This is a genomic window from Mycolicibacterium psychrotolerans (assembly GCF_010729305.1).
Lineage (GTDB): Bacteria > Actinomycetota > Actinomycetes > Mycobacteriales > Mycobacteriaceae > Mycobacterium > Mycobacterium psychrotolerans.
On the sequence record NZ_AP022574.1, the window covers coordinates 5,271,493 to 5,285,714 of the forward strand.

Genomic DNA, 14,222 nt, shown 5'->3' on the forward strand with positions numbered 1-14,222 from the left:
CGACGGGCCGAACCCTTCACATCTGTGAACAGGAAGGTGACAACCCCGACGGGAGCGGCCGCCGTCATGGGATCGCCTCGGCCCACTTCATATGTCCTTCGAAGCCAAGCGATTCGGCCATCGCGCGATAGCGATTCACCAAGTCCTGGTAGGCAACATTGTCACCGCCGGCCCGGGCTTGCAGCGCGCGCAGCCGCAGCAGCGTGATGTCGAGCACTGCCGAATCTTGGTCGGCAGACAGGTTGGCCAGCCGGTCGATTGCTTCTTGGGCTTCGGCCAGGTCGCCCTCGGCGCCACGCCCCAGCAGCGTCTTCACTAGAACGCCGGTGCCCCAAGCGCCATAAAAAAGCCGTCCTGTCTGATGCAGCTCGTTCACGGCTTGGCGCATCACCGCAATGGCAGCATCGCGGTCGCCGCGCCCGGCGCTCTCCTGGGCGATAAACAACTCGGCGACCGGGAGCAGGAAGGGAGCACGCCCGCGAATAAAATCGCGGAACTGCACCATCAGCTCCAGCCCGCGACGACGGTCGGCCGCGGCGTCCCGATACAACAGCGTGACGGCCAGCGTGCACTCGGCCAAGCTGAGTGCGACATCGTGGCTGGATCGCGCGGTGCGCACCGCCTCTTCGCTGGCGCGCACCGCGGCGTCATCGGCCCGAAGCGCCCCGTACTGCATCGGACCGACGGTCCAGCAGCCGACGAGGGCGAAGGTTGCCGGGTCGCTGTTTCGGGCCATCGCGACGGCGTCGTGGAGGTCTTGGCGCCATCCGGAACGGCCCAGCCACCACCGAGCACCGCCGCGGTATGCCAGCGCGATCGCCAGCGGTGATCCAAACCCGAACCCGGCGCCCTTGGCGGGGTCACCGGCGGCCAGGTCGATGACGGTCTGCGACCACCGCAAGACCTCGCCGAATTCACCGGCATCGCTCCAGGTACAGAATGCTACGAACGCCAACCCCATGGTCAAGGCGGGATCGCCGATCGACTCCAGCAGCGCCATCTGTTCGGATACCAGCCGCGACCCTTCACCCGAGCGACCGGCGTAGAGGAGCTCGGTGGCCAGCCCGCTCATGCCGATGGCCAGCGAGACCTTGTCCCCGGCCGCGCCACACAACTCGCGCAGCTCCGCGAAGCGGCCCCTGCTTTCCTGGATTGCTGGACTTTGGTAGTCGGTGGCACACAGCATGGTGCGCGGGGCGATGCGCATCGACAGCTGGTCGGGGTCATCGGCAGGCAGCGCGTCGGCGATCCGGCGGGCCCGCTCCCAGCCGAGCCGGGCCGCGTCGACATCGCGGTTGATGGACCACGCGGCGGCACGCATATGCCAGCCGTACGCCGCGCGCAGCTCGCCCGCTGCTTCGAGGTGTTCGGCGATCAGCGCCCCCTCCTCCTCCACCAACCCGGGCGCAAACTCTTGGATCGCGGCGGCCAAGCGCGAGTGCCACTGGGCCCGATCGGATTTCAGCTGCGATTCGTAGGCCACCGCGCGGATCAGCGGATGCCGAAAAGCGTATTCGGTGTGGGTCCCAAAGCTCACCTGATCGATCAACTCGGCGCGCAGCAGTTCGTCGAGCACCGCATTGATCCCGAGCGCGTCCAGCATGTCGGCCCCGAAACGGGCGCCGATCACCGACGCCGCGTTGAGCGTCCGCTTGGCCGGGTTGCTCAGCCTGTCGATGCGTGCCTCGATGGCCGCCTGTACTGTCGCTGGCACGCAGAGCTCGGCGACATCCGCACGGCAGGTGTAGACACCCAGCTCGCCGGCCAGCACCCCGCGCTGTACCAACTCGCGCACCATCTCCTCGGCGAAAAACGGGTTCCCTCCGGCCCGCTCGGCGATCATCTGGCTCAGCTCGCCAAGCGAAGGGTCCGACCCCAGCAACTCGGCGATCAGCGCGGCGGTGTCGCAATCACTGAGTGGGACAAGGGCTATTGTCTGCGCGCCGGCCACCCGCATCAGAATGCCCTCATACTCTGGGCGGGAGGTGATCAGCACCATCGATGGGGTGCGCGCAAGGACGGACATGAAGTCGGCCAGCATCGACTCGCTGACCGCGTCGATCCACTGTGCATCCTCGATGATGAAAAGCACCGGATGGGTGCGCGCCAGCGTCGCGGTGTTGATCAGTGCGGTCAACCGGCGCCGCCGCGCATCCGGATCGATGGCGGGCAACGGGACGTCGGGGTCGGCGATGCCGAGCAGGTCGTCAAGCAGCAGCAGATCCTCTGCGTCAACGTTGGGGACTTGTTCGCGGACCCGGGCCCGGGCGGCCGAACCGTCAAGGCTTTCGATCCCGCCTGCCGCGCGCAGCAGCCGCCTCACGGCGTGGAAGGGAATATCGCTGGCGTGCGATTCGCAGAAGGCCCACACCACCTCGACCCCGCGAGCGGCTGCTGTCGCGGCGGCCTCCCGCGCCGTCCGGCTCTTGCCTATGCCCGGCGGTCCCACCACATTCACGACACCACCGCGGCCACCGATCGCACGATCCACCATGGCGTCGAGGGCCGTCATCTCCCCGCGCCGACCGACCAGACTCGCCTCGGCGCGCCCGATCAGTCGCTCCCGCGGCCCGATCGCCACCAGCCGGCGCGCCGGCACCGGTTGATTCTTGCCCTTGATCGACACCAACTCGATGTCGGCGAGAACTGCGGCGTGCTCGACCAAATGCGCGGTGGACTCGCTGAGCATCACCCCGCCCGGCGGGGCGACAGACTCCATCCGCTGGGCTAATCCCACCTGCTCCCCGATCGCGACATAGCCCCCTACACCAGAAGCGATCTCACCGGCCACGACCTGGCCCGAATTCAGGCCTACCCGCAACCGCAGCGAGATACCGTCATGGCGTTGCACTTCGGCGGCTAACCGGTTCGCCTCCACCTGGACGGCCAGCGCGGCCAGACATGCCCGAATCGCGTGATCCTCCAATGCCAGCGGCGCCCCGAACAAGGCCATCAGCCCATCACCGGTGAACCTTTCCATCGTGCCGCCGTACCGCCTGATAACCGACGCACCGCGGCCGACTAACTCGGCCATGATCTCGCGCAGCCGTTCGGCACCGACGGTCGCGGCAATGTCCATCGAACCCACCACGTCGGCGAATAGCGAAGTGACCTGCTTGTACTCCGCCGATGGTCGAGTATCGACGACTGGCGCTCCGCACTCGCTACAGAAGTTCGCTCTTGCCCATAATCGGGTGCCACACGCTTCACAGGTGTGATCGACGGTCGTCACGGAAGGGCTAGAGGCTTGGCTCTCGGCCACATGAATATCGTGTCACCGCCGGTACGACGTGTCTGCTATATCGCAGTACCAGTGCTGCTCGGCCAATCGCGCGGTCTGCACCCATATTGATATCCGGTTGAGGCCGGTGACCCCGTCAAGCTCTCGCCGATCAGGACGACCAATCTGAGCCAGGGCTTCCAGGGGTTCTGGCGTCCGACGGCATGATTGAGGTGGCCGCTCATCCAAGCTGGCGGTCGAGATTGTAGGCCGCGCTGATGAGCGCCAGGTGTGTCAGAGCCTGCGGGAAATTGCCGAGCTGCTCGCCCGTCGGTCCGATCTCCTCCGAGTACAAGCCAACGTGATTCGCGTAGGTGAGCATCTTTTCGAAGGCCAACCGCGCCTCGTCGAGGCGCCCCGCCCGGGCGAGGGCCTCGACCCACCAGAAAGAACACATCGAAAAGGTCGCCTCCTCACCGACCAGCCCGTCTGGTGACGCGGAGACGTTGTAGCGGTAGACCAGGCTGTCGGAGACCAGCTCGGCGGTGATGGCATCGAGTGTGGAGATCCAACGTGGGTCGGTGAACGCAATGAACTTGCACAGCGGCATGATCAATAGCGAGGCGTCAAGCACGTCGCTGTCGAAGTGCTGTACGAACGCCCGCCGCCGTGAATTCCAGCCACGCTCCATGATCTGGTTGTAGATGCGGTCGCGGACCTGACTCCAGCGGGCGATGTCGGCCGGCAGGCCGCGCTGACGGGCCACCCGAATCGCACGCTCGACCGCGACCCAACTCATCAGGCGCGAGTATGTGTAGTTCCGGCGGCCACCGCGCATCTCCCAGATGCCCTCGTCGGGCTGGTCCCAGTGCTCGACCAGCCACTCGAGGTTGCGGGTGAGGTCCATCCAGCCGTCGTAGTAGATGGGCAGCCCGAACTTGTTGCACAGATAGATCGAGTCCATCAGCTCGCCGTAAATGTCGAGTTGCAGCTGCGTCGCCGCCCCGTTGCCGATGCGCACCGGGCCCGAGCCCCGGTAGCCCTCAAGGTGCGTCAGCTCCTCCTCCGGCAAGTCCTCGCGCCCATCGATGCCATACATGATCTGCAGCGGGCCGGACTCGCGGTCGGCGTAGCGGAAGCGCCCCTGCAGCCAGTTCATGAAGGCGCCGGCCTCTTCGGTGAACCCGAGCGTGAGCAGCGCGTACAGCGTGAAGGCGGCGTCTCGCATCCACGTGTACCGGTAGTCCCAATTGCGTTTCCCACCAAGCTGTTCGGGCAAGCTGGTGGTCGGGGCCGCCACGATCGCTCCGGTGGGTGCATAGGTGAGCAGCTTGAGCGTGAGCGCCGAGCGATTCACCATCTCTCGCCAGCGCCCGCCGTAGCGCGAGCGGCGCAGCCAACCCCGCCAGAACGCCACCGTCTCGCCGAACATGGCTGAGATGTCGGCATCCGAGTACGGAACCGGCTTCTCCCCAGGTTCGACGCGCTCGAGCACGAAGGTGGCCGTCTCCCCGGCGCGGATGGCGAATTGCGTGCGGACATCGCCGCCGTCGACCACCTCCAGCGAGTGGCACGTGGACAAGCTCAAGCCGAGCGCCGCAGAGCGGAACACTGCGCCGTGCTCGGTCAGCGCGACCTCGTGGCCTGCGCGGCCGTAGTCGAAGCGCGGGACGCAGTCGGCGACGAACTGCATGTACCCGCGCACCGCGAGTACCCGCCGGATCATCCGTTGACGACGACCGGGCCCCGCGGTTTGCGGCGGCATGAAGTCCTGCACCTCCGCGACTCCGTCAGGCATGAGGAAGCGCGTGATGAGGATGTTGGTGTCGAGCAGGTACAGCTGCTTGGAGTCCCAGCCCTCGCAGTCTGGCGAGATGCGGAACAAGCCGCCGCGGTTGGCGTCGAGGATCGACCCAAAGACGCTCGGCGAGTCGAAACGCGGGCAGCAGAACCAGTCGATCGTCCCATCGGTGCCCACCAGCGCGACGGTGTGCAAGTCGCCGATCAGACCGTGTTCGGCGATTGGCAAATAGCGCGCCATCGAATGACCCCCCTCTACGGCACGAGCACCAGTTTCCCTGTCGCTGCAGCAGTTTCGAGAAGCTCGTGTGCGCGACGCGCATCGGACAGAGGCAGGCGCTCGGCCACGACAGGATGGATTTTGCCCTCACGAAGCAACTCGAGCAGCGCGCGAAAATCCTCCCGAAACCAGTCCTGGTGGTCGATACGGAGCTTCTGGACCCGGTAGGCGAGCACCCGCCGTCGTGGCGAGAGCAATCCCCAAACCGCGACGATAGCGGTACCTGCGTACCACTCGAATACTCCTGGCCAATTCTTGCGCCCATGCACGATGGTGTTCTGGCGGCCGTAGATGACAAGCCTTCCGCCGGGCCGCAATGCGCGGAAAGAGCGAAGCGCCGTCGCGCCGCCGAACGGGTCGAGGGCGATGTCCACTCCGTCTGAAGTCAGCTCACGCACCCGAGTCAGGAAGTCCTCGTGGCGGTAATCGATTGCCACCGCGTCCAGCCGCTCGACGGCAGCGCGGTCGTCAGCGGAAGCAGTTCCGTAGACGTGCAGTCCGGCCGCGGCCGCGAGCTCGAGGACCGCAGTGCCGACCCTGCCTGCCGCGCCGTGTACCAGCACCGTCTCCCCGCGCTTCGCCTTCGCCGCGCGGTGAAGCATCTGGTAGGCGGTCATGTAGATGAAGACCAGGCTGAGGACCTCGGCCGGGTCGACGTCGTCGGGGACGGCGACCGCGTATTTCTCCGGTACGCAGACGCGCTCAGCGTTGGCGCCCCACTGCGTCAGCGCCCCGACCCGCTCCCCCACACGCAGCCTCGAGCACTCCGTGCCGAGTTCGTCGACGACACCTACGAGTTCGTAACCGGGAGTGAACGGCGGCTTCGGACCACCCAGGTACGTGCCGGCGCGCATTTGGGCATCGCTAAGTGACACCCCCGACGCCAGAACTCGGACGCGAACCCCGCCCGGACCTGGTCGCGGATCGTCCTCCTCGACCACGGCGACAACTTCAGGGCCGCCGAAATGGTCCACAATGACACGCTTCATGACTCGACCTCCTTCTCGATAAGGTGCCGATGTGCACGAAAGGTGTTGTGAATCGAAAGGACAACTAGCGCATCGACGTGGATGAGAACCGCTTGACAGGCATTGGCCGCCTCCTGCCACGCTCAGGGGAACTGCGAGCGAGCACCCCCACCGTCTGCCTCAGCGCTCTTATGCGCCAGAGTCCCAAGTCCCAACGGTCAAGGCCATTCGTCCCCTATGGATTGCCATTTCGTAGCTACGAGCACGGGAGGGTTGAGCGCTCAGTCACCGGTGGAACTTGCGGGCATTGTTCACGACTGTCCCGTTATGAACGGTTCGCCTAGGCCGGCGAACCCGTCAAGCTCTCGCCGATCAGGACGTCGAACGCCGGTCAGGGCTTTCAGGAATTCTGGCGGCCGACGGCATAGCAGCTTTCAGTGGGACCCGACCGCGTACTGACGGGCGAGACCGTCGACCCATAGTTCTGCGGCGATCGGGTCATGAGGCGGCATGGCGAACACGACCAGCTCGTCCACGCCGATGTCGTCCAGCTTGCCGAGGTTCACCCGGGCCGACGTGCTCAAGGAGACTGACAACTTCAGATCACGAAAGTCGCGCCCGAGTTCACGACACATTCTGCGCAACAGGGACACTCGCTCGGCGACCTCCTCCTCGTCGGCGAGATTGAAGCCGTACCAACCATCTCCCCACTCAGCGACGCGCCGCAGAGCGTCGTCGGAATTGCCGCCACAGATCACCGGTATGCATCGCCGATCCGGCTTGGGATTGACGCGCACGCGATCAAACGAGACGAACTCGCCGCTGAAGGTCGACACGTCATCGCGCCACAGAGTGCGCATGGCCGCCACATACTCTTCGGTGCGCTGCGCGCGCCGCGCGAACGGCACCCCCAGCGCGTCGAACTCCTCCCGTGACCAGCCGACCCCGATACCCAGGGAGAACCGGCGACCGCCGCTGAGGCAATCCAGCGAGGCCGCCCGCTTGGCGGTGATGACCGGGTTGTGTTCGGGCAGCAGCAGCACACCCGTGGCCAGCCCGATCCGGTTAGTGGCAGCCGCAGCGAAGCTCAACGCGATCAGGGGATCGAGCCAGTCGGCGTCCGCCGGCACCGCCATCCGGCCGTCGGCGTCGTACGGGTATCTCGAGGACGGCTCGTCGACCATGACCACATGCTCGCCGATCCACAGCGTTGCGAAGCCGGATCGTTCGGCAGCCGCGGCGACCGCATCGATCACAGGCCGGGATGCTCCTGCACCGATGCCCAGACCGTGTAACCCGAGGCTGACCACATGGTCATCGTGTCAGCACCGCTCATCCACCCTAGCGACGATCCGGTTGCGATACGTTAACGACCTTCCAGGGCCGTCCTCGGCAACAGGACAGGGCGCGGCCGTCGCTCTCGGGTCACTGCTGCCCCGGATGACAGCCGTCAGGGCATCGCCGCCGCGCTCCACTGCACATGTCCCTCGAAGTCATGCTCGACCGCCAACGCGCGACCCTCCTTTGCCGGCAAGTTCGCCAAACGGTCGGCGCTCTTGGGCATCGGGCAAGTCCTGTTGGGCGACGTCGCGGCACCTAAGCCGAGAGGGATCGCAGTAGCTCGCTACTGCGATCGTCGCGCCGCGGGTGAGCGACAATCCACACCAGGAACTCGACCCGACGAAGTGGTCCTCGGTTCGCGAGTGGCGGGTTGGAGGAGCGACGATGAGCACCGTCGCAAACTACATAGGTCGCGTTGGCGCGTGGACGCTCGCGCTGGCTGGCGGGATCGCGCTGGCCAATACGCCCGTGGTGGCCTCGGCTGCGCCAGCCGATTCCAGCGCCAACTCCGCGTCCGACGAATCTTCGTCGAGTTCGTCGCGGCACTCGAATGCAAGGTCACCGGATGCATCGGCAACGAGTTCCTCCACGTCAAGCCAACATGGTCGTCTAAGGGGTCGATCGAATAGGCCCGGCCGAACTGCCCTGAGCAGTTCCGACGGTCCCGCGTCGTCGGCTGTCTCCACCGAGACCGGTCGCGCGCTCGAGGAGGAGGTCGGGCGATCGGGTTCGCGCGCGTCTCGCGCGGTGGTCGCCACGGGATACCCGCGCACCGGTCGCTCGGCAAGTTCATCGGACGCGGCGGCGATGAAGTATGCCGACACGGAAGCGGTCTCGCCGTTGTGGACGGCGCCGACCGAGCCACCCGGAGTCCCAGACACCGACACAACGCACGCCGTTGCTTCCATTTCCGGCGCCCGGTCGAGTAACACTGCTGTGATCGTTCGAAAAGAGCTCGACACTGCCGCAACGGCAGTCGGCCCCCCGTCAATAGAAATCACCGAGCCCGCGGCCGCAGCGCCCGCCGCCGTCTCCATGTCCGCAACGATGTTCTTCACCGCCGAAGTTGCGACGGCTACGAAGGCCCCGCCCGCGCCGACGACACCGGCAACAGAGCCGACGCCGTGGACACTGTTGGCCTTCGCGCGCCGCGAAAGTGAGCAGGCCTTTTCGCGCCCTTTAACCACCATCGAGCCGCTTGCCACGCAATCCCCCACCGAACTTCTCACTGACACAACCGTTGTCACCAGCCAGTTGATCGACCCGGTGATTACCGGTGAAGTTCGTGTACCCAGCCAGGCACCGGCTGCCCTGGTGGCACATGCGTCGCTCGATATCACCACGCCGCAGGCGATGTTCACCGGTGAACCGTCGATCGTGTCCCGCGTCTTCACCGGGTTCTATCGGGTCCTCGGTGCAGTCGGGGAGCTCTTGGGTGTGGATATCACGACCCCGGCGGGACGACTGTTATCGAATTACCGTCCGCCGTGGTTCATCAGGCGGGGGCTCACAGTGCAGCGCAACGAGTTCGAGGGGATGTCGGTGTGGACTCTGCAGTCCTGCGAGTCGACGTCGGAGAAGACTGTCGTAGCGGTCCCCGGCAGCGCATTCGTTTGGCCGCCGACCCTCTTCCATTGGCTCAATTACGCCGCTATGGCACGCAATACCGGCGCCGCTGTTGTCGTACCCATCTACTCGGTGGTGCCACGGGGCGGCACCGCCGGCACCGTCGTGCCCGCCATCGCGGACCTGATCTCCTCGGGCATCGACCAGCGCGGGGCCGAGAACGTCAGTGTGTACGGCGACTCGCTAGGCGGCACCATAGGGCTCGCCGCAGTGCAGGAGTTGGTGCGCCGCGGAAACCCGGTGCCGTCGCACATGGTGCTGATTTCACCGGCACTCGATCTCACCTTCAGTAATCCGGCCATTCAATTTGTCGACGACCCAGTGTTTTCGGGCCTCTTCTTCTCGCATGTGCGCCACAATGCGCAAGTTTGGGCCGGGGGCCTCGATGTCACCGATCCGCTGGTCAGTCCCCTCTTCGGGTCACTGGCTGGGCTTCCGCCGACCGCCCTCTACTTCGGAAGCCTAGAGATCCTTGCGCCCGACGGCCTTGTCCTGCAAGACACGGCGTTGGCGACGCCGGGCGCTGACTTCACGTTCATCCTGCGCGAAGGCGAAATACATATTTGGGCGGTAAACCCGATACTGCCCGAGACGAGAGCCGTTCTCCCAGATATTTATCGGCAGCTAGCCATCGCTCAGTGAGTGGCTCGCGTTGCCACCGAAATCTAGCTGTCTGGCCAGAATCCAGAATTCAACCGCCGAAGCGTCGATGCCAGCCCTCACTTCATAGCCGCGGCCTGCGCGATGTGTCCTTCGAAGCCAAGCGAATCCGCCATAGCGCGATAGCGACTCAGTAGGTCCCGGTAGGCGACGTCCTCGCCGCTAACCCGGGCCAGCAGCGCCCGGAGCCGCAGCAGCGTGATCTCGCGCATCGCCGAACCTTCGTCGGCTCGCCAGTTCGCCAACCGGTCGATCGCCTTTTGGGCGTCGGCCACGTCCACCGCGGCACCGCGCTCCAGCAGGGTCTCCACAAGAACGCTGGTGCCCCAAACTGCATACGTCCCGAGCGATCCTGTCTGGTGCAGCTCGTCCTCGGCTTGGCGCATCACCGCAATGGCACCATCGCGGTCACCGCGCGTGGCCCGCTCCCGGGCGGCCCACAGCTCGGTGACCGGAACCAAGTAGGGAACACCCTGACGCCAGATGTCGCGGGCCTGCACCATCAGCTGCAGCCCGCGACGACGGTCGGCCGCGGCATCCCGATTCAGCAGCGCGACACCCAGCGTGTACTCGGCCATGGTCAGTGCGACGTTGTTGCTGGTCCCATCGGCGGTCTGCATCGCCTCCTCGCTCGCGCGCAGCGCGGAGTCATCGGCCCGAAGCACCCCGAACTGTATTTCCAAACCGTAGGTCCAGGCGACGACACAGGCGAAGGTTGTCGGGTCGCTGCTTCGGGCCATCGCGACGGCGTCATGATGGTCTTGGCGCCATCCGGGACGCCCCAGCCACCACCGAGCAGCGCCGCGCCATGCCAGTGCGGCCGCCAGCGGTGATCCAAAACCAAAACCGGCGCCCTTGGCGGGGTTGCCGGCAGCCAGGTCGATGACGGTTTGCGACCACCGCAAGATCTCGCCGAATTCACCGGCAATGCCCCACATGGTCAACGCTGCGAATGCCAACCCCATGGTCAAGGTGGGGTCGCCGATCGACTCGAGCAGCGCCATCTGTTCGGATGCCAGCTGCGATGCCTCACCCGTACGCCCGGCGTAGCAGAGCTCGGTGAGCAGCCCGGTCATGGCGATGACCAGCGAGACTTTGTCCCCGGCCACGCTGCACAACTCCCGCAGCTCCGCGAAGTGTCCCCGGCTTTCCTGGACTGCCCGCGCGGAAAAGTCGGTGGCACACAGCATGGTGCGGGGGGCGATGCGCATCGCTAGCTGGTCGGGGTGGTCGGCGGGTAGGGCGTCGGCGATGCGGCGGGCCCGCTCCCAGCAGACCCGGGAAGCCCCGAGATCGCGGTCGGTTAACCATGCGCCGGCGCGCATGTGCCAGCCATACGCCGCGTGCACCTCGCCGGCGGCTTCGAGGTGTTCGGCGATCAGCGCCGCGTTCTCCTCCACCGAACCCGGCTCGCGTTCCTGGATCGCGGTAGCTAGGCGCCGGTGCCACTGTGCGCGATCGGATTTCAGCTGCGATTCGCAGGCCACCGCGCGGATCAGCGGATGCCGGAACGCGTACTCGGCGCTCGGGGTGAACCGCACCTGATCGATCAGCTCCGCGGTGAGCAACTCCTCGAACATCACATCGATGCCCAACGCGGACACCAGCTCCGTCCCGAAGCGGGCGCCGATCACCGACGCCGCACTCAACATGCGTTTGGCCGGGTTGGTCAGCCGGTCTATGCGCGCCTCGATCGCCGCCTGCACCGTGGCAGGCACGCTCACGTCCGCGACATCCGTGTCACAGGCGTAGCCACCGCGCTCGCCGGCCAGCACGCCGCGCTGCGCCAGCTCGCGCACGATCTCCTCGGCGAAAAACGGATTCCCCGCGGCACGGTCGGCGATGAGCGTCGTCAGCTCGCTGACCGACGGATCTACGCCCAGCAGGTCGGCCACAAGGACCGCGGTGTCCGAATCCGTCAGTGGGGCAAGGGTTATCGTCTGACTACTGGGCACTCGAGTCAGCGCGCCCCGGTATTCCGGGCGGGACGTGATCAGCACCGTCGATGCGGTGCGCGGAATGACGGTGAGGAAATCGGCGATCATCGACTCGCTCACCGTGTCGATCCACTGCGCGTCCTCGATGATATAGAGCGCCGGTGCGGTGCGCGCCAGCATCGCACTATTGATCAGAGCGGTCAGCCTGCGCCGCCGCGCATCCGGGTCGATCGCTGGCAACGCCACCTCGGGGTCGGCGACACCGAGAAGGTCATCAAGAAGCAGCAGGTCCTGCGGGTCAGCCTGCGGGACGTGTTCCCGGACCCGTTCGCGAGCGGCCGGGCCGTCAACGCCTTCGACCCCGCTCACTGAGCGGAGCAGCCGCTTCAGGGCATCGAAAGGGACTTCGCTGACGTGGGATTCGCAGAAGGCCCAAAACACTTCGGCCCCGCGACCCGCCGCGGCCGCCGCGGCTTCGCGGGCCAGCCGGGACTTACCGATGCCCGGCGCTCCAACCACATTGACCACACCACCGCGGCCACCGAGCATGCGGTCCGCCATCGCCTCCAGGGCGGCTGTTTCCGGACGCCGGCCGACCAGGCTCGCCTCGGCGCCCCCGACGAGGGCGTGTCGAGGCTCGATCCCCAGCAGCCGACGCGCCGGCACCGGTGTGTCCTTACCCTTGATCGTCACCATCTCGGTGTCTGCGAGGACTGCGGTGAGCGCGACCAGCCGCGCGGTCGACTCCGAGAGCATCACCCCGCCCGGTGGGGCCACCGACTCCATCCGCTGCGCCAACCCCACCTGCTCACCGATCGCGGCGTAGCCCCGCACACCCGAACCGATCTCACCGGCGACCACCCGGCCCGAATTCAGGCCAACCCGCACGTGCAGATCCACACTGTCGCGGCGTTGTACCTCGGCCGCCAACCGGTTCGCCTCGTCCTGGATGGCCAGCGCGGACAAGCACCCCCGGATCGCATGATCCTCTAACGCAATCGGGGCGCCGAAGATCGCCATCACCCCGTCGCCGGTGAATTTCTCCATCGTGCCGCCGTACCGGCGCACCACCGCCGCGCCGCGACCGACCAGCTCGGCCATGATTTCGCGCAACCGTTCGGGACCCACCGTCGCGGCGATGTCCATCGAGCGCACCACATCGGCGAACAGCACCGTCACCTGCTTGTACTCCGCCGGCCGGCCGGCCGGCCGCACTGAGGCGCCGCACTCGCTACAGAACTTGGCCGTCACGCTCACCTCTGTGCCACACGAACCACAGCAAGGAGCAGCGGCTGCCAGTGCGCCGCCACTGCCCCGGGGCTCGGCCACGTCAATAGTCTTTCACCGGGGGCGGGCGTTGTCCGGCATATGGCAACCACACGCCCGGCAGCGATCCGGCATCCATATTGATCGCCGGCCGAGGGCCGTGACTCCGTCGAGCTCTCGCCGATCAGGACGACCAATCTGAACCAGGGATTCCAGGGTTTCTGGCGCCCCACAGCGTGAATGCGGCGGCTCGAGCTAAAGACCTTCGGGCCGTCCGTCCACCCGTCACGCTCAACCGAGGATCGGAAAGTGGCGCTTTGCGGCCAGTTCGTTCAAGCCCTCCTGCATGACGGACCTGACATGTTCATCGACCTCGCCGATGTCGGGCTCGTCCCCGAACTGCGCGACGACGTCGATCGCCGGCAGCACTCGAGTGACGATCTTCGTCGGAAGGGGGATGTTGATCGGTAACACGATGCTGAGGCCGAACGGAAAACCGACGCTGATCGGCAGGATGTCGGTTCGAAACAGTTTGCGCTCCAACCCTGTGAGCCGAAGGGCGCGGGCCAGCCGCCGGCCTCTGGCCACGTAGAACTGGTTCTCCTGTCCGCCGATGGACACCGACGGCACGATGGGGACGCCCGCTTGGATCGCGGTGGTCACATAGCCGGTACGCCCGCCGAAGTCGATGACGTTCTCGCGCCGCGTCGGCCGGTACACGTCGTAGTCGCCGCCGGGAAACACCAGTACCAGACCACCTTTCGCCAACGCTGCCGCGGCGTTCTCCGGGGTCGCCCGGATCACGCCGGTGCGCTCGAGGAAACCGGCCATCGGTCCCCGGAACATGTTGTCGTGCGCCAGGACGTAGAGCGGTCGCGCGTATCCGAAGGTGCGGTAGTAGTCGACGGCGAAGACCGAGAGGTCGAAGGTGACCAACCCGCCGGAGTGGTTGGACACCATCAGCGCCGGCCCCACCGGCACATGCTCCAAACCCGTTACCTGCGAACGGAAATAGGTCTTCACGAGCGGCCGGGTGAGGTCCACGACGCGTCGCGTCGCGTTCGGGTCCCACTTCTCCACTGCCGGAGTCGATGTCATGTTCCCCCTTGTTTCGGACCACCCGA

The 14,222-nt window shown here is 66.1% G+C and carries 7 protein-coding genes; 1 reads left to right on the forward strand and 6 read right to left on the reverse strand.

From position 1 onward, the window contains the following. Positions 1 to 64 precede the first annotated feature (64 nt). The 4 genes from G6N45_RS25460 to G6N45_RS25475 all read right to left on the reverse strand — a co-directional run bounded on the left by G6N45_RS25460 (position 65) and on the right by G6N45_RS25475 (position 7,578). Entirely contained in the window at positions 65 to 3,232 is a 3,168-nt protein-coding gene (locus G6N45_RS25460) for an ATP-binding protein (RefSeq protein WP_163726438.1), read from the reverse strand. Between the two features lie 229 nt (positions 3,233 to 3,461). Continuing rightward, on the reverse strand, positions 3,462 to 5,261 hold the full coding sequence (locus G6N45_RS25465; RefSeq protein ID WP_163726440.1) for a glycoside hydrolase family 15 protein: 1,800 nt from the start codon (positions 5,259 to 5,261) through the stop codon (positions 3,462 to 3,464). Between the two features lie 14 nt (positions 5,262 to 5,275). Further along, on the reverse strand, positions 5,276 to 6,274 hold the full coding sequence (locus G6N45_RS25470) for a medium chain dehydrogenase/reductase family protein (protein WP_197746855.1): 999 nt from the start codon (positions 6,272 to 6,274) through the stop codon (positions 5,276 to 5,278). 428 nt (positions 6,275 to 6,702) lie between these two features. Beyond that, a complete protein-coding gene (locus G6N45_RS25475) occupies positions 6,703 to 7,578 on the reverse strand; it encodes an LLM class F420-dependent oxidoreductase (protein ID WP_163726443.1) in 876 nt (291 codons plus the stop codon). 838 nt (positions 7,579 to 8,416) lie between these two features. Between G6N45_RS25475 and G6N45_RS25480 the strand changes: the two genes are divergently transcribed. Beyond that, the gene (locus G6N45_RS25480; RefSeq protein ID WP_163726446.1) at positions 8,417 to 9,877 is read left to right on the forward strand and encodes an alpha/beta hydrolase; all 1,461 of its coding nucleotides are present in this window, start codon (positions 8,417 to 8,419) and stop codon (positions 9,875 to 9,877) included. 77 nt (positions 9,878 to 9,954) lie between these two features. On the opposite strand, the gene G6N45_RS25485 is transcribed toward G6N45_RS25480, so the two are convergent. Beyond that, complete coding sequence (locus tag G6N45_RS25485; RefSeq protein ID WP_407664248.1) at positions 9,955 to 13,089, reverse strand: ATP-binding protein; 3,135 nt, start codon at positions 13,087 to 13,089, stop codon at positions 9,955 to 9,957. A 300-nt stretch (positions 13,090 to 13,389) separates the two neighbouring features. Beyond that, positions 13,390 to 14,196 carry a 1-acyl-sn-glycerol-3-phosphate acyltransferase gene (locus tag G6N45_RS25490; RefSeq protein WP_163726449.1) on the reverse strand — a complete coding sequence of 269 codons (807 nt, stop codon included), beginning with the start codon at positions 14,194 to 14,196 and terminating at the stop codon, positions 13,390 to 13,392. Positions 14,197 to 14,222 lie beyond the last annotated feature (26 nt).